Annotated in this window: 16 protein-coding genes; 4 read left to right on the top strand and 12 right to left on the bottom strand. The window is 74.3% G+C overall.

Translation table 11 applies throughout. The features are described 5' to 3' along the window. Nucleotides 1-6 precede the first annotated feature (6 nt). Together ACFWI8_RS13935 and ACFWI8_RS13930 are read right to left on the bottom strand one after the other, a co-directional pair. Nucleotides 7-894: an LLM class F420-dependent oxidoreductase gene (locus tag ACFWI8_RS13935; RefSeq protein WP_387090053.1), complete on the bottom strand. Its 888-nt coding sequence runs from the start codon at nucleotides 892-894 to the stop codon at nucleotides 7-9. A gap of 28 nt (nucleotides 895-922) precedes the next feature. Then, a complete protein-coding gene (locus ACFWI8_RS13930) occupies nucleotides 923-1,414 on the bottom strand; it encodes a ubiquinol-cytochrome c reductase iron-sulfur subunit (protein ID WP_387090050.1) in 492 nt (163 codons plus the stop codon). A gap of 184 nt (nucleotides 1,415-1,598) precedes the next feature. Between ACFWI8_RS13930 and ACFWI8_RS13925 the strand changes: the two genes are divergently transcribed. Genes ACFWI8_RS13925 through ACFWI8_RS13915 form a run of 3 tightly spaced genes read left to right on the top strand, consistent with a single transcriptional unit; the run spans nucleotide 1,599 to nucleotide 3,291 of the window. Beyond that, nucleotides 1,599-2,075: a hypothetical protein gene (locus tag ACFWI8_RS13925; protein ID WP_387090047.1), complete on the top strand. Its 477-nt coding sequence runs from the start codon at nucleotides 1,599-1,601 to the stop codon at nucleotides 2,073-2,075. After that, complete coding sequence (locus ACFWI8_RS13920) at nucleotides 2,072-2,584, top strand: sigma-70 family RNA polymerase sigma factor (protein ID WP_132932233.1); 513 nt, start codon at nucleotides 2,072-2,074, stop codon at nucleotides 2,582-2,584. The genes ACFWI8_RS13925 and ACFWI8_RS13920 overlap by 4 nt, the downstream gene beginning before the upstream one ends. Then, a complete protein-coding gene (locus ACFWI8_RS13915) occupies nucleotides 2,581-3,291 on the top strand; it encodes an anti-sigma factor family protein (RefSeq protein ID WP_387090044.1) in 711 nt (236 codons plus the stop codon). Before ACFWI8_RS13920 ends, ACFWI8_RS13915 begins: the two co-directional genes overlap by 4 nt. Nucleotides 3,292-3,327: 36 nt before the next feature. Here the strand turns inward: ACFWI8_RS13915 and ACFWI8_RS13910 are convergent, their stop codons facing one another. Then, nucleotides 3,328-4,602 (bottom strand): lectin, encoded by a 1,275-nt coding sequence (locus tag ACFWI8_RS13910; protein ID WP_387090041.1) that lies wholly within the window; start codon nucleotides 4,600-4,602, stop codon nucleotides 3,328-3,330. A gap of 116 nt (nucleotides 4,603-4,718) precedes the next feature. Between ACFWI8_RS13910 and ACFWI8_RS13905 the strand changes: the two genes are divergently transcribed. Then, nucleotides 4,719-4,946, top strand: a complete 228-nt coding sequence (locus tag ACFWI8_RS13905) for a hypothetical protein (RefSeq protein ID WP_387090038.1) — start codon at nucleotides 4,719-4,721, stop codon at nucleotides 4,944-4,946. Nucleotides 4,947-5,105: 159 nt separating this feature from the next. On the opposite strand, the gene ACFWI8_RS13900 is transcribed toward ACFWI8_RS13905, so the two are convergent. The 9 genes from ACFWI8_RS13900 to ACFWI8_RS13860 all read right to left on the bottom strand — a co-directional run bounded on the left by ACFWI8_RS13900 (nucleotide 5,106) and on the right by ACFWI8_RS13860 (nucleotide 14,543). Beyond that, nucleotides 5,106-5,978, bottom strand: coding sequence for an RNA polymerase sigma factor SigF (locus ACFWI8_RS13900; RefSeq protein WP_387090036.1), 873 nt, complete (start codon nucleotides 5,976-5,978; stop codon nucleotides 5,106-5,108). A gap of 208 nt (nucleotides 5,979-6,186) precedes the next feature. Further along, nucleotides 6,187-6,969, bottom strand: a complete 783-nt coding sequence (locus ACFWI8_RS13895) for a SigB/SigF/SigG family RNA polymerase sigma factor (RefSeq protein WP_311596470.1) — start codon at nucleotides 6,967-6,969, stop codon at nucleotides 6,187-6,189. Nucleotides 6,970-7,071: 102 nt separating this feature from the next. Beyond that, entirely contained in the window at nucleotides 7,072-7,242 is a 171-nt protein-coding gene (locus tag ACFWI8_RS13890; protein WP_387090033.1) for a hypothetical protein, read from the bottom strand. Nucleotides 7,243-7,360: 118 nt separating this feature from the next. After that, nucleotides 7,361-8,215, bottom strand: a complete 855-nt coding sequence (locus tag ACFWI8_RS13885; RefSeq protein ID WP_387090030.1) for a M48 family metalloprotease — start codon at nucleotides 8,213-8,215, stop codon at nucleotides 7,361-7,363. Nucleotides 8,216-9,142: 927 nt separating this feature from the next. Continuing rightward, nucleotides 9,143-9,670 carry a Pycsar system effector family protein gene (locus ACFWI8_RS13880; protein WP_387090027.1) on the bottom strand — a complete coding sequence of 176 codons (528 nt, stop codon included), beginning with the start codon at nucleotides 9,668-9,670 and terminating at the stop codon, nucleotides 9,143-9,145. Continuing rightward, nucleotides 9,657-10,676, bottom strand: a complete 1,020-nt coding sequence (locus ACFWI8_RS13875) for a PE-PGRS family protein (RefSeq protein ID WP_387090024.1) — start codon at nucleotides 10,674-10,676, stop codon at nucleotides 9,657-9,659. Before ACFWI8_RS13875 ends, ACFWI8_RS13880 begins: the two co-directional genes overlap by 14 nt. A gap of 45 nt (nucleotides 10,677-10,721) precedes the next feature. After that, nucleotides 10,722-12,896 carry a hypothetical protein gene (locus tag ACFWI8_RS13870; protein WP_387090021.1) on the bottom strand — a complete coding sequence of 725 codons (2,175 nt, stop codon included), beginning with the start codon at nucleotides 12,894-12,896 and terminating at the stop codon, nucleotides 10,722-10,724. After that, nucleotides 12,893-13,684, bottom strand: a complete 792-nt coding sequence (locus ACFWI8_RS13865) for a hypothetical protein (RefSeq protein ID WP_387090018.1) — start codon at nucleotides 13,682-13,684, stop codon at nucleotides 12,893-12,895. Before ACFWI8_RS13865 ends, ACFWI8_RS13870 begins: the two co-directional genes overlap by 4 nt. 136 nt (nucleotides 13,685-13,820) lie before the next feature. Then, on the bottom strand, nucleotides 13,821-14,543 hold the full coding sequence (locus ACFWI8_RS13860) for a Crp/Fnr family transcriptional regulator (protein ID WP_387090015.1): 723 nt from the start codon (nucleotides 14,541-14,543) through the stop codon (nucleotides 13,821-13,823). Nucleotides 14,544-14,746 lie beyond the last annotated feature (203 nt).

The following is a 14,746-nucleotide window of genomic DNA, read 5'->3' as shown; positions in this document are numbered from 1 at the left end:
GCGGGGCTATTTCAGGGGGAGCGCCTCGGCGAGAGCGCGGTAGGCGGCGAGCGGGAAGTCCTCGTGTCCGTCGCCCGTGACCACCTGGAGCGCGACGTGGTCGGCGCCGGCGGCCAGGAACTCCTCGGCCCTGGCCCGCACCGTCGTCGGCTCGCCGAGCGCGAAGAGCGCGTGGACGAGGCGGTCGCTGCCGCCGCCGGTGAGGTCCTCCTCGGCGAAGCCGAGCCGCAGCAGGTTGTTGGTGTAGTTGGGGAGCGCGAGGTAGCGCGAGAGGTAGGCGCGGGCCGTGGCGAGCGCCCGTGCCGGGTCGGGGTCGAGGACGGCCTTGAGCTCGGGGGCGAGCAGCGTGTCCTCGCCCAGGGTGGCGCGGGCCTGGGCGGTGTGTTCGGCCGTCACCAGGTAGGGGTGTGCGCCGGCGGCGCGGTCGCGGGAGAGTTCGAGCATCTTCGGGCCGAGCGCGGCCAGCACCCGGCGCCCGGCGGGGACGGGGCGCGGCGCGTCGTCGAGCGCCGTCAGGTAGTCGCGCATCGCGGAGTACGGCTTGCGGTAACGGTCCGTCAGGGCGCCGTGGCTGACGCCGAGGCCCAGCAGGAAGCGGCCGCCCGAGCTCTCGTCGGCGTCGGCGTAGCGGGCGGCGACGTCCTCGGCCGAGTGCAGCCAGATGGAGAGGATGCCGGTGGCCACGGTGATCCGGCGGGTGGCGTCCAGCAGCGGCACGGCCTGTTCGACGCCGGGGCTGCCGCCGAGCCAGATGGCGCCGTAGCCGAGCTCGTCGAGCTCGGCCGCCGCGTCGGCGATCTCCGCGCGGCGGCCGGGCTCCTCGGACTTGAGGGTGGCGCTCCAGACGCCGAAGGCGCCGAGCGTGGCCTTGAGGGTGGGGGTGTCTGCACTCATGCCGGGGCAAACCCGGCGCCGGAGGCGGCTATTCCGTCACGATCTGGTCGCCCTCGATCCTCACCCCGATGGCGGGCAGCGGCTCGGGGGCCGGGCCGCCGAGCACCTCGCCGGTGGCGGCGTCGAAGACGGACTGGTGGCAGGGGCAGCGCAGCTCCACGCCCTCGGGCTGCACGCTGCAACCGGCGTGGGTACAGATGGCGCTGAAGCAGGCCACAGTCGTCTCGTCGGCGCGGAAGAGCATGGCCTCCTGGCCGTCGGCGGTGACGGGTACGGCCTCGCCCACCGGCACGTCGGCGACGTCGGCGATCGCGGTGCCGCCGGCCGAGCCGGATCCCGAGCCGGCCGAGGCCTCGTCCCCGCCGGCCTCCGAGCCGGCGCCGCCGTCGGCGGCCTGGCTGGGGGAGGGGGAGCCGGAGGAGCTGTCGTCTTCGCTGCCGCACGCGGCCAGGGCCAGCGCTCCGGCCGAGGCGGCGGTCGCGGCGAGCACGGTGCGGCGGCTGTGTGAGGTCGCTGTCATACCCCAGCAAACGAGGTCCCGGGAGATTCGGTTCAACGGCGGGCGGAAAACGAGGGGAAACAGGAGGGCGCGCGATTGAACCCGGGGGGCGCGCGTCTCGTGTCAGGGGCGAACGGGTGCGTGGACGGAAGCGCGCATGGCAGCGTGGGTGCGTCGTGGGAGCGCGGCGGGAAGGTAGCGAGGGATGGTCATCGGCTGGCTGTCGCGACTGCTGGTCGCGGCGGGACTTATCGGCTCGGCGTGGGTGCACTGGGTGGTCTGGGACGACTGGGCCCGCTTCATGGACGTCGTCGGGCCGCTCTTCATGGTCAACGTGGTCGCGGGCCCGGTGATCGCGCTCGCCGTGCTGCTCTGGCGCGGCCACTGGCTGCCCGAGCTGGCCGCGGTCGGCTTCGGCGTCGCCACCCTCGGCGCCTATGTGATGTCGCTGACGGTCGGCTTCTTCGACGTCCAGGAGCAGTTCAGGACGGACGAGGAGCTGTGGGGCGTGATCACGGAGGCGGCCTGCGTGGTCTTCGGGCTCGTGCTGCTGGCGCGGCGGTACGCCGCCAGGTCGCGGAAGCGGGACCTGCCGCCGCCCGCCGGCCGCCGGGGCCGGCACCGCGGCGGGCTCCAGGGCCAGGGCCAGGGGCAAGGGCAGGGCCAGGGCGGGCAGGCATGAGCGATGCCGCGGAGGACGAGTTGATGCGTGCCCTGCACGAGCAACACGCCGCCGCGCTCTGGTCGTTCGCCCTGCACCTCACGGGGGGCGACCGGGCGCGGGCCGAGGACGTGACCCAGGAGACGCTGCTACGTGCCTGGCGCCACCCCGGCGTGCTTGACCAGACCGCGCGCTCGGCGCGCGCCTGGCTGTTCACCGTCGCCCGGCGCATCGTCATCGACGGGTGGCGCTCGGCGGCGGCGCGCTCCGAGATAACCACCGACGAGCCCCCCGAGCTCGCCGTGCCCGACGACACGGAGCGCGCGGTGCAGGGCTGGCTGGTCGCCGACGCCCTCGCGGAGCTCTCCGCGCGCCACCGCGAGGTGCTGACCCTCTGCTACTTCCAGGGATACTCGGTGGCCGAGGCCGCCGCCCGCCTCGGCGTCGCGGAGGGAACCATCAAATCCCGGACGCACTACGCCCTCCGTGCGCTGCGCCTGGTGCTCGAGGAGAAGGGCGTGACCCGATGAACGGGGTGGGGGCAGCGGGCGTCGACCCGTTCGAGACCTGGGACGGCGCGTACGTGCTCGGCGCGCTCTCCCCGCAGGACAGATCCGACTTCGAGGAGCACCTGCGCGGCTGCGACCGCTGCGCCGAGTCGGTGCGGCAGCTCGCCGGCATACCCGGGCTGCTCAGCCAGGCCGACCCGGACGGGCTGGCCGCGGCCGGCGTCGAGCCGGCTCCGCCGGAGGACCTGCTGCCGGGGTTGCTGACGCGGGTGGCGCGGGAGCGCCGCCGGCGCTTCACGACCACGCTCTCGGCGGCGCTGCTGGCGCTCGCGGCCTGCCTGGCGCTGGTGTTCTCGGCGGTGTTCGCGGGCGGTGGCGACGGCTCCGACGGCGAGGGCGGGCCGGACGGCGGTCCGCCGGTGGCGGCCGGCGGCCCGATGACGCCGCTCGGCGACTGGCCGGTGCGGGCGGACGTCTCGCTCGCCGACGCCGACTGGGGCACCAGGGTGGAGATGGAGTGCCAGTACGGCGACGGCGAGGGCGGCGCGTACGTGCTGGTCGCGGTCGGCAGGGACGGCGAGACGGAGGAGCTGGCCAGCTGGCGCGCGCTGCCGGAGAACAGCGCGTCGATGACGGTCGGCACCCCGATGTCGCGGGCGGCCATCGAGTGGCTGGAGGTCCGCACGCTCGACGGGGTGCCGGTGCTCAGGCTGGCGGTGGCGCCGTAGCGGGCCGGCCGCCGCCGGGCGTCAGAGGGCCGGGCGTCAGGGCGCCGTCCACTTCTGGTTGGCGGTGCCCGCGCACGTCCACAGCTGGAGCCGGGTGCCGTTGGCGGTGGAGTTGTCCGTCACGTCCAGGCACTTGTCGGCCTGCGGGTTGACGATGTCCCGGGCGGCCGTGACCACCCACCGCTGGTTGGGGCCGCCGGTGCAGTCCCACAGCTGGAGCCGGGCGCCGTCGCCGGTGGCGCCGTCCACCACGTCCAGGCACTTGCCGAGCGCGCGCAGCGTGCCGTCGGCGCCCACCGTCCAGGACTGCGCGGCGGTGCCGTTGCAGTCGTACAGCTGGACGGGGGTGCCGTTCGCGGTGTTGGCACCCGCGACGTCCACGCACTTCCCGCCGAGTCCGGTGATCGGCCCGGTGCGCGCGCCGGCGTCCGAGGTGCTGACCCGGACGTGGTCGACGACCAGTTGCTGCGGGAAGACGGTGGTGGAGTCCGGGTTGCCCGGCCAGTAGCCGCCGACCGCGAGGTTGAGGATCAGGAAGAACGGCTTGTCGAAGACCCAGGGGTCGCCGCCCAGGTCGGCCGGGGTGCGGGTCTGGTAGACCTGCCCGTCGACCGACCAGCTGATCCGGCCGGGCGACCAGTCGACCGCGAAGGTGTGGAAGCCGTCGGCGAACGCCTGGCCGCCGGGCAGCGTGTAGGCGGATCCGATGCCCTCGCTCCCCGAGTAGCCGGGGCCGTGCAGCGTGCCGTGCACGGTGCCCGGCTCGAAGCCGACGTTCTCCATCACGTCGATCTCGCCGCTGGCCGGCCAGCCGATGGAGCCGATGTCGTTGCCCAGCATCCAGAACGCGGGCCACATGCCCTGGCCGCGCGGCACCCGCAGCCGGGCCTCGACGTGGCCGTACTGCGCGGTGAACCGGCCCGCGGTGTTGAGGCGGGCCGAGGTGTACTCGCACCGGCCGTACCAGCAGGTGTAGTTGCCCGGGTTCTCGCGGCGGGCGGTGATCACCAGGTTGCCCTGGCCGTCGAGCGCGGCGTTGTTGGTGCCGCCCGTGTAGTACTGCAGCTCGTGGTTGTTGACGTTGTCGCCGGTCTCCAGCTGCCAGCGGGCGCCGTTGACGGCGGTGCCGGCGGGGCCGTCGAAGGTGTCCTCGAAGACCACGGCCAGCGGCGCGGCGAGGGCCGGGTCCTGGTCCGGCGGCCGGGCCTCGGCGGCGGCCCCGGCGGGGGTCTGGAGGAGCGCGCCGGCCAGGGCCAGCAGCAGGGTGCCGGTGAGCAGCCGGCGGAGGCGTGGGGGTGAGAAGCGTCTCATGTACACGACATAGCGCTTGGCATAGACCAATTCAAGAGCCTGGACCGAACCGGATGCTCGCCGCGAGGCGGACCGGGCTGTTCCGCTCCGGCCGGGGTTCGCTAGGGTCGGCAGGCATGGCTCACAACCCCCAAGCGCCGCAGGGCCCGAACCAACCGGACCCGGCCGGCAGCACGCAGATGTTCCAGGCGTTCGTCGACCAGGGAGGAACCGCCGGCGGCACGGCGAGCCGGCAGCCGACGCCGGTGGCGCCGCAGTCCTCAGGGCCCAGGATCGGCGTCATCCTGGGCATCGCGGCCGCGATCACGGTGCTCGCCGTGGTGGCCTGGCTGGCGTTCAGCTGACGGGCTGACACGCGGACACACCCGGACACACCCGGACACACCCGGACACGCGCGGACACGCGCGGACTCCGAAACGCGAGAGCGGGTGAGGGCACGCGTGGGCGTGGGATCCACGCGCCCTCTTCCCGGACCGGCGGCCCACCGCCGGTCCGGGCCTCCTCACTCCTCGGCCGTCAGGCCCTCGCGCAGCTGCGCCAGGGTGCGCGTCAGCAGCCGCGAGACGTGCATCTGCGAGATGCCGACCTCCTCGCCGATCTGGGACTGCGTCATGTTGCCGAAGAAGCGCAGCATGATGATGCGCCGCTCCCTGGCCGGCAGCCGGGCCAGCAGCGGCTTCAGGGACTCCCGGTACTCCACGCCCTCCAGGGCCGTGTCCTCGTAGCCCAGGCGGTCGGCGAGCGAGCCCTCGCCGCCGTCCTCCTCGGGCGAGGGGGAGTCCAGCGAGCTGGCCGTGTACGCGTTGCCCACGGCGAGCCCGTCGACGACCTCGTCCTCGCTGACGCCCAGGCAGACGGCGAGCTCGGGCACGGTCGGCGACCTGTCGAGACGCTGGGACAGCTCGTCGCTCGCCTTGGTGAGGGCGAGCCGCAACTCCTGGAGCCGGCGCGGCACCCGCACCGACCAGGACGTGTCACGGAAGAAGCGCTTGATCTCCCCGACCACGGTGGGCATCGCGAAGGTCGGGAACTCCACGCCCCGCTCGCAGTCGAAGCGGTCGATCGCCTTGATCAGGCCGATGGTGCCGACCTGGACGATGTCCTCCATCGGCTCGTTCCTGCTGCGGAACCTGGCCGCCGCGTACCGGACGAGCGGCAGGTTCAGCTCGATCAGCGTGTCGCGGACGTAGGCCCGCTCCGGGCTGTCCGCTTCGAGCGTGGCGAGCCGCTGGAAGAGTGAACGGGAGAGGGTGCGGGTATCGAGGTTGTCGGTCTCCGCGGGAGCTTCGGCCGGCAACGAGGGTACGTGCGGCGCGGGAACATGCGGCGTGCCGGTCGTGGTGAGCACCTTGGAGCTGCCCAGTTCTACGGACATGCCACCCCCTTAGGTCGTGGACGGGTCGCGGCGGCGCGCTGACGGTGACACAGGACGAGAGAACGCGCCCTCGTGGAGATACCGGCTCTGCCGCCACGGCAAACACGGTTTCCACAGAATGTCACCTGTCGTCAACGCGACGTAGCTTCATGTCGATAAAACGGCACAGCTGAGGTGCGAGTTCCCGGAGTTGGGTCCTTCGTCAGGCTTAGTTCTCGATCGGATTTGCGGAGCGGAGCCGGGTGAAGCTTCGCGACAGCAGCCGGGACACGTGCATCTGTGACATACCCAACTCCGCGCTGATCTGCGACTGCGTCAGGTTCCGGTAGTAGCGCATCAGCAGGATCCGCCGCTCCCGCTCCGGCAGTTGGACCAGCAGGTGCCGCACCAGCGCCCGGTGCTCGACATCCGCCAGCCCCGGGTCCTCGTAGCCGAGCCGGTCGATCGGGCCCTGCCCGCCGTCCTCCCGCTCCTTGGCCGCCTCCAGCGAGGACACCCGGTAGGCGCGGCCCGCGTCCATGCTCGCCAGCACCTCGTCCTCCGGGATCCGCAGCCGCTCGGCGATCTCGGCCGGCGTCGGGTGCCGCTCCAGCGTCACCGTCAGGTCCTCGGCGGCCGTCCGCACCTGCGCCCACAGCTCGTGCAGCCGGCGCGGCACGTGCACCGTGCGCACGCTGTCCCGGAAGTAGCGCCGGATCTCGCCGACGATCGTCGGCATGGCGAAGGTGGCGAACTGCACGCCGCGCTCCATGTCGAAGCGGTCGATGGCGTGGATCAGGCCGATGGTGCCGACCTGGACGATGTCCTCGAGCGGCTCGTTGCGGCTACGGAAGCGCAGCGCCACGAAGCGGACCAGCGGCAGGTTGGCCTCGATCAGCGCCCCCCGCACCCTGGCGTGCTCGGCGGTCCCGGGCTCCAGGGCGGTCAGCCGCTCGAAGAGCGCCTGCGTCACCGCGCGGGCCTTCGCACCCCGGGTCCCCGTCGCCGCCACCTGCCGACCACCCCTTACGGTGCACTAGCCGCATAGCCACACAAAGGCAGTCATAGCATCACAAGACATGTCCGTCGTGTGCAAGCACCGGCAAACCCCGTGTTAGTCGGCCGAACCGGTCACCAGATCCCCGACCCCGGTCGCCGCGTCCGCCACCGCGGTGAACGCCAGCTCGGCGAAGTCGGCCGAGCGGCTCGGATAGCTCACGATCGAGTAGAACACCAGCACGCTCAACAGGAACAGCGCGCCTCTGCGCGCCCGCGCCAACGTCATGTGCCTGCCCGCCTTCCGTCTCGGTGCCGTTCGTCTCAGGGACGGAACATAGCGGATGGCGCCGGGCGGCGGTGGCCGGCGACCCCCCTCCCAGTCGCCGGCCACCGCGAGCCGACCGTCAGCCGGCCGGCCCCACGGAGCGCCGAAGCCGCTCGATGCGGACCTCGGCGCTCGGATGGCTTCTCAGCAGTCGCTCGATCAGCCCCTGCCTGCCGCGCGGCGCGGACCCGCGGGCGGCGCGCTCCGCCAGGTCGGCCTGGCGCAGCACCTCGACCAGGGTCGGGGCGAACCCCAGCTGAGCGGCCTTCTCGTCGGCCCGCAGCTCGGCCCTCCGGCTCACCGCGGCCAGGATGTAGGGGCTCAGCAGCATCGGCACGAAGACGAACGGCATGGTGAGCACGGCGGCGGCGAACGTGACCAGCATGGCGAAGAGCACGGCGAACCCGCCGAGGCAGAACGTCTTCCGCGCGATCCAGAACACGGCGGCGGTGAGCAGGCGCAGCAGGAACCAGGTGACGCGGGTGGGCAGGGCGTACCAGGTGCCCATCAGACCGGCCCAGGGGTGACCGCCCACGTGGTGGCCGAGCTCGTGCGCCAGCACGGCGGCCAGCTGGCCGGGCGGCAGGGTGGTGACCGAGTGCCGGGTGACGCCGACGATGTGGCCGGCCGCGGCCACCGCGTTGATCTCCCCGCTCTCCTCGATCCACAGCTCGTAGACGGTGTGGTCGACCTGGGCGCGCTTGCAGATCTCGATCCAGATCGGCGCGAGGTAGGAGAACTCCTCGGCGGTCGGCGGCCGCAGCTTCAACAGCCGGTGGGCGAACCGGCGTTCGGTGGGACGGTGGAACACCAGGCCGCCGGAGAGCACCCAGCCGGCGGTCAGCAGCCAGCCGAGCACGTCCCCGAAGACGGCGAAGGCGACCGCGCCGACGATGAAGAAGCTGCAGAGGAAGTGCGGCAGGTGGATCAGCAACCGGGTGACGGCCGCGGAGTCCGCGCCGCGCTGACTGGCGGCGATGTGGTGGCGGCCCTGGTGGAGTGCGAGATCCCTGGCGGGATCGAAGACGCGCGGCGCGGGCGGCGCCGTAGGCGCCGGGAGAGCCGGGGCGTGGGCCGCGTTCGGGTACGGCGGTGGGCCGGCCTGCGGGATCGGCGCTACCGCGCCGGGGTACGGCGGTGGTGCGGTCGGCGCCGGAGGCCCCGGGGAAACCGGGGCGGGCGTTGTGTTCGGGTAGGGCGGCGGAGTGGGGGCGGTTCGTGGTGGGATCGGCGCAGCCGCGCCGGGGTAGGGCGGTCCGGGCGGCGCCGGGGGAGCCGCGGTGGGGGGCGTGTTCGGGTAGGCGGGCGGGGATCCCGGTAAGGAGGGAGCGGGGGCCAGCCTCGGGTACGGCGGTGGGCTGCCCTGCGGAGCCGGGCTCGCGCCCGGGTACGGCGGCGTGGGTGGGGGCCCGCCGGGGTACGGCGGTGTGCTGGCCTGCGGTGCCGGGCTGCCGCCCGGGTATGGCGGCGGAGCTCCCGGGCTCGTGCTCGGTAAGGGGGGAGCGGGAGCGGGGGCGGGGGCCAGGCTCGGGTACGGCGGGGGTGGTGCGGTCGGCGCCGGAGGCGCCGGGGGAGCTGGGACGCCGGCTGGGTTCGGCTGCGGGATCGGCGCTGCCGCGCCGGGGTACGGTGGTGCGCTGGCCTGCGGCGCCGGGCTGCCGCCCGGGTACGGCGGTGCGGGCGGCGTGGTCGGTCCCGGGTACGGGGGCGGGGTTCCCGGGCTTACGCCCGGGTACGGCGCCGCGGCTTCGCCGGTGGGTGCCGCCGTCGGCGGGGGGCCGCCGGGGTAGGGCGGCGGTGGGTCGTGTGGGGGCATCGTGGTCTCCGAACCTCGTCTCTTCCTGGTCGTCTCTCGGCGGCCTCAGCCGACGAGCAGTGCGGTCGCCAGGGCGGTCGCGCCGGTGGCGAAGGTCGCGAGGCCGACGCGGACCCAGCGGAGCTTGATCGCCGCTATGTGGCTGTTGACGGTGAGCGCGTGGAGTAGCCGGAGTTCGGCCGTCTCGGCGGTGGTCTCCAGCGCCTCCCGCAGGCGGCCCGTCCCCCGGGCGCGGTCGATGTCGCCGAAGTAGGTCAGCGGGTCGCCCGGCGACCAGCGTGGGCCGCCGTACCGTGGGGTCACGGCCAGCAGCAGCGCGGCCAGGGAGGCCACGCAGGCCACCGCGCCGAGCCACCACAGGATGCGGCCGGCGGGGGCCAGGGAGCCGGGTGACCAGTCGCCGCCGGCGGCCGCGCCGCCGAACAGCGCGACCGCCACCCCGAGTCCGGCCACCAGCACCGACGCCTTGCTGTCGGCCCGGTTGATCTCCACCCGGATCTCGCCCAGCAGCCGCTCCGCGAGCGCCTCGGGGAACGGGCGCCGCGTGGGCCGTGGCGGATCAGGAGCCGGCACCGTCGGCTCCGTCCCCCGACGGCAGTTCGGCGGCCGGAGCCGCCGGTGCGCGCGTCTCGGCGAAGAGCCGGTGGATGGCGCGCAGCGTCTGCCGCAGCGGCTCGGCCAGCTGGTGGTTCTCGAAGTGGCCGCTGGCCGCCACCCGGTCGAGCATCTCCAGGTTGCGGGTGACCAGCGCCTGCTGTTCCCGGCTCAGCAACTCCCGCGCCCGCGGCAGGTCCTCCGGGTGCTCCGCGAGTTGGAGCGCGAACGACACGACGCCGCCCTGCTCCAGGTACCAGGCGTAGTACTTGGCCTTCTCGGCCAACATCTGCTGCTCGTGGGCGAGCTGGGCCTGTTCCAACTGGTGCCGGTGGGCCTGCTGGAGCCGCTCGAGTTCGAACTGGGGGACGGCGCGATCCCGTTCGTAGCCGATGTCGCGCAGGGCGGTCTGCTGCGCGCGGGCGGCGTCGTCGAGGTCGAGCCGGACCCGGAACGTCAGGTGGAGCCCGAGGTCCTGGGCCAGCTGCGTCCCGGCGAGGTCGTTCCGCACGGCCGCCTCCGCGCGGGCGCTGTCCTCGATGGCGTAGCCGCGCGAGACCACCCGGAGCCGCTCCTCCAGCCTGGGCGTGACGTGCGCCGGCACGTCCCGCACCTGGCTGGCGACCACCAGGTCCGCCGCCACCACCCGCCACGAGACGTCGAGTTCGGCCCGGAAGGAGAACGCGTCGTTGTTGGAGGGCAGCGGGAAGAGACGCTGGAAGTGGTGGATGCCGAGGTCCACCTCGTGCACCGAGACGAAGCGGCCGGAGCTGAGCTCGCCGCGGCTCGGGCGGTGGGGCGGGACGTAGACGGCGTAGCCGCCCCGCGCGCTGGTGAACACCAGGGCGCTGTCGACCTGGTTGACCGGCTGCCGGGTGGTGAACTCCCAGCGGGACAGCGGCCGCACCACCAGGACGGGGTCGACGATGTCGCTGTCGCGGTTGGCGTGTTGGTCCCACTGGGGGGAGTAGCGGTATCCCGCCATGGTCGGTGGCTCCTCGCAGGCGTGTCGGCAGGTCACTTCAGGTCGTCAGGTCGTGAGGTCGTGCAGGCGCTCGGGGGCGCCGATGGCGGCGAGCAGCCGGTCGGCCACCGGCGGCGGCGGGCCGTCGTCCGCGCCCGGCATGGTGCGCAGCAGGTGGGCGAGCCGGTCCCGGTCGGTGACGCCCTCGGCGTCGCCCGTGGCGATCACCTGCCGGAGCAGCCCGCCGAGCACGGTCTCCGCCTCGGCGTCCCGGTCGGCGAACAACACCCAGTCGCGGAGCCGCCGTTGCGCCTCCACGGTGATCGGGCGCTCGCGCAGCACGCGCCGCCAGAGCGCGGCGGTCGCCTCGCGGTCGCCGGCCGCGTCCGCCTCCCCGTACTGCCGCAGCAGCAGCGGCCAGCTGGTGGGGGCGTCCGCCGGGTCCTCGTGGCGGGCGGCGGCGGTCAGCAGCGTGTGGTGGGCGAGGGTCCGGAGCACCGGGGCCTGGGCGTCGCACCAGGCGGTGAGCCGGCGCGCCACCGAGGTGCCGGGCACCGAGAGCAGCAGCAGCTCCGCCGCCTCGACCAGGCCGCCGAACTCGCCGTCCGCCTCGTTCCGCGCGGCGGCCCGCCGGGCCAGCTCCTCCAGGCTGTCCAGGGTGCTCGCGGGGGCCAGCGGCCCGATCAGCGCGTGCGCGCGCAGCGCGGTCCACCTGCGGCGGCCGTTGCCGTCCGCGCTCCAGTCACGCAGCACCCGGTGCACCCCGGGGTTGCCGGCGTACGCGGTCAGCGCCAGCGCGTTGGCCGCCTGGGTGCAGAGCCGGTAGTCGCCCGCCCCGGCCCAGCGCAGCAGCAGCCCGTGCAGCACGGCGGCGAAGTCGTGGGCGGCCAGGGTGGCGGCGGTGGCGGCGGCCCTGGTGCGCACGAACGGGTCGGCGTGCCGGGCGAGGTCGCTCAGCCAGGCGGCGAGCGGGGCGCGGACCGCCGGGTGGCCGGACCACGCCTCGCGGAGCAGGACGCCGGCGGTGTCGCGGTCCCGGAACCGGCACATGGTCTGCGGGAAGGCGCCCCACGAGGTGCGCTCGTTCTCCTGGTAGGAGACCGCGCCGGCCAGCTTCATGCGGTCGGGGAGCGAGGTGCTGAAGAGGGTGAGTCCGGGGTCCTTCTCGGGGGACTCCACGCCCTGCATCCGGCGGCACAGCAGGTCGCCGAGTTCGGCGGCGGTGGCGTAGGGGCCCTCGTCGCAGACGGCGAGGGCCAGCAGGAAGCCCTTGTCCCGCAGCGTGACGCGGTCGTCGGGGGCGCCGCCCTCGGCGGGCGCGCCGAGCAGGCCGCGCACCCGGGCGAGCAACGCCTCCTGGCCGAAGCGCGCCAACTCGTCGGCGCCGATCTCGCCGCGGTGGTGGCCGGCCAGCCGGGCGGCGAAGCCGGCGGTCTGCGCCACCGGGCGGTCGTCGGCCGCGAGGAACTCCCGCACCTCGGGCAGGTCGAGCAGCGCCGCGACCGCCTCCTCGGCCTCCGGGCCCAGGTGGGCGCGGAGGTGCGCGGCCAGCACCTCGGCGGGCCGTGGCGGCCGCCAGTCGACGGACGGCACGTCGCGCAGCACGGCGGAGCTCCCCACCGTCACCACCTGGTAGGCGTCCCGCTTGCGCAGCAGCTCCTGACGGCGCAGCACGTGGTGCTTGGCGAGCGGCCGGCTGCGGCTGGTCGGCAGGTCGTGCGCCACGTACCCGTCGGCCGGCTCCACCTCCCCGACGAGGCTCGTCGGCCCGGCGTCCGGGTCGATCTGGCGGACGTGCGTGGCGCCGACCCGGCGCAGCAGCATCAGCGCGGCGGTGTACCGTCCCGAGCCGTGCTCGCCGCGGAGGACGACGATCCTCGCGGCGCGCAGTTCGGCCAGGGCCTCCTGGAACGCCGGGCCCTCGTGGAAGGCGGCGGCCCTCGCGGCCAGCTCGGCGGCGGGCACCTCCCCCGAGCCGTGCGGCCGTTCGGCGGCCGTGGCGCCGAGGTAGATCTTGTTGCCCATGACGACGTCGCCGGTCACCCGGCCGCCACTGACGCCGTGCTGGTGGCCCGTCACCAGCCCGTCGAAGGACCCCGGGACGTAGTCGTAGAGCTCCTGGCGGGCCGCCCATGCCTCGGTGGGACGCTCCTCGTCCGCCGGCTCCTGCTGCCCGGCCGGCTCCTCGCCGTCCGGGCCGTCGGCCGGCCGCTCGCCCTCGGGCCACTCCGCCTCGCTCACGACCGGTCACCGCCGCGCCGGTCGTCGACGATCTTGTTGCCCATGACGACGTCGCCGCGCACCCGGCCGCCCGTGACGCCGTACTGGTCACCCCTCACCTGGAACGCGCCGACCTGGCCCCGCGCCCCCGGGTCCGCCCGCTCCTCCGCCGGGGCCCGCTCGGCCCGGTCCCGCGGTGGCCCGTCGGTCGCGGGGCGGCCGTGGTACCAGCCGCGCACCTGGCCCTCCTTGCCGGCCGCCGTGAACTCGTGGAACGCGTCCCGCCTGATGCCCCGGTGGTCGTGCCGCACCACGCCCGCGTACACGGCCTCGGAGACGCAGATCACCACGTCCTCCGCCGGGTCGCCGGTGCCGAGACGGCGCCGCAGCTCCGCGCGGAGCGGATCGCTGTCCAGCAGCCGGAACGCCTGGTCCAGGTCCCAGCCGACCACGCCGCCGAGCGCGCCCGGCATCTCGTGGAGCGCCACCTCGCCGGCCGCGAGCACCAGGCGCAGCCGCACCCGGGTGGACTCCGCGGCGATCCGGTTGAAGTCGTGCAGCCGCGCCGGCACCTCGGTGAGCAGGGCGCGCAGCAGCGCCGACTTGGGCACGGCCGGGCTCACCAGCGCCAGCACGCCGTCGCCGCGGTCCTCAAGGCGCTGGTCGGTGCGCTGCACGCCGGCGCTCTCCAGGGCGTACTGCACCACCTCGTACATCTGCTGCCGCCGCACCCGCCGGACGACGTCGTCGCTCCGCCCCGAGCCCTCGATGTCGGCGAGCAGGATGGTCTGGTGCACGGGTTCCGACATGGCGGCCCTCCCACGGCGTTGGCTTTCCGGAGATGAGCAGCCTGGTGCACCGGCGGATCCGCCCGTAGGACGCCGTGCACAGAGTGACTGTGACCGATGACGCAGAACGGGGACGCGGTCGGTGTTCCGGGGTGGTTCAGCCGGGCCGGCTGCCGGCGGCGATGCGCCGCAGCACCTCCGGTTGCACCACCCAGATCCTGCGCCGCGCCGTCACCACCGTGCCGCTCTCCCGCAGCCCGGTGAGCAGTCGGGCGATCGCCTCCCGGGAGGCGCCGACCGAGCCGGCCAGCTCCTGCTGGCTGAGGGGCACGGTGAGCAGCAGCCCGCGCTCGGTGCGGCGGCTGTGCGAGCGGACCAGGTCGAGCAGCAGCACGGCGAGCCGCTCGCGCACCGTCAGCGAGGCGAACTGCAGCGCCCTGCGGTCGCCCGCGCGGATGCGGTCGACGAGCAGCCCGCTCAACTGGTGGTGCGCGGCCGGGTGGTCGGCCAGGTACTTCAGGAACGACTCGCGACTGACGAGCGAGCACTCGGCGCTCTCCAGCGTGGTGACCGTCGCCGAGCGCGGCTCCCCGGACAGGGCGGCGGACTCCCCGACGATGTCCCCCGGCCGGCGGAGCGCGAGCAGCGCCACATAGCCGCGGGCGGCCGCCGCCGTCACCATCAGTCGGCCCCTGAGCACCAGCACCACGTGCGTCGACGGCTCGTGCTGGCGGATCACCTCGGTGCGCGGCTTGAACGTGACGGGCCTGCCGAGCCCGAGCAGGGCCCTGCGCTCGCGGTCCTCCAGCCGGGCGAGATACGGGACGCGGTCGTCGAGCGGCGGGAAGCCGGCCACGTCGGGTAAGTCGATGTCGGCCATGGATGTCCCCCGAGAGTAGTCGCGTGACGCTCCACCGTAGCGGCGGTCGAGGGGGCACACCACAGAGTTCCGGCGACCGGCGGGGCCCGGAAGACGACCGAGGGGCGGGCCCGGTGTGGGCCCGCCCCTCGGCGGTGTAACGAGAGCGGTAGCGGAGGGATTTGAACCCTCGGTGGAGTCACCCCCACACTCGCTTTCGAGGT

Origin of the sequence: Streptomyces sp. NPDC127098 (assembly GCF_042722465.1) — a bacterium.
Taxonomy (GTDB): Bacteria; Actinomycetota; Actinomycetes; order Streptomycetales; family Streptomycetaceae; genus Streptomyces; species Streptomyces millisiae.
This window is presented reverse-complemented; position numbering and strand designations above follow the sequence as displayed.

Coding starts and splice junctions, on each gene's coding strand:
- ACFWI8_RS13915 (WP_387090044.1), top strand. CDS start 2,581: ATGAACGGGGTGGGGGCAGCGGGCGTCGACCCGTTCGAGACCTGGGAC.
- ACFWI8_RS13920 (WP_132932233.1), top strand. CDS start 2,072: ATGAGCGATGCCGCGGAGGACGAGTTGATGCGTGCCCTGCACGAGCAA.
- ACFWI8_RS13935 (WP_387090053.1), bottom strand. CDS start 894: ATGAGTGCAGACACCCCCACCCTCAAGGCCACGCTCGGCGCCTTCGGC.
- ACFWI8_RS13865 (WP_387090018.1), bottom strand. CDS start 13,684: ATGTCGGAACCCGTGCACCAGACCATCCTGCTCGCCGACATCGAGGGC.
- ACFWI8_RS13905 (WP_387090038.1), top strand. CDS start 4,719: ATGGCTCACAACCCCCAAGCGCCGCAGGGCCCGAACCAACCGGACCCG.
- ACFWI8_RS13875 (WP_387090024.1), bottom strand. CDS start 10,676: ATGGCGGGATACCGCTACTCCCCCCAGTGGGACCAACACGCCAACCGC.
- ACFWI8_RS13900 (WP_387090036.1), bottom strand. CDS start 5,978: ATGTCCGTAGAACTGGGCAGCTCCAAGGTGCTCACCACGACCGGCACG.
- ACFWI8_RS13930 (WP_387090050.1), bottom strand. CDS start 1,414: ATGACAGCGACCTCACACAGCCGCCGCACCGTGCTCGCCGCGACCGCC.
- ACFWI8_RS13925 (WP_387090047.1), top strand. CDS start 1,599: ATGGTCATCGGCTGGCTGTCGCGACTGCTGGTCGCGGCGGGACTTATC.
- ACFWI8_RS13890 (WP_387090033.1), bottom strand. CDS start 7,242: ATGACGTTGGCGCGGGCGCGCAGAGGCGCGCTGTTCCTGTTGAGCGTG.
- ACFWI8_RS13910 (WP_387090041.1), bottom strand. CDS start 4,602: ATGAGACGCTTCTCACCCCCACGCCTCCGCCGGCTGCTCACCGGCACC.
- ACFWI8_RS13860 (WP_387090015.1), bottom strand. CDS start 14,543: ATGGCCGACATCGACTTACCCGACGTGGCCGGCTTCCCGCCGCTCGAC.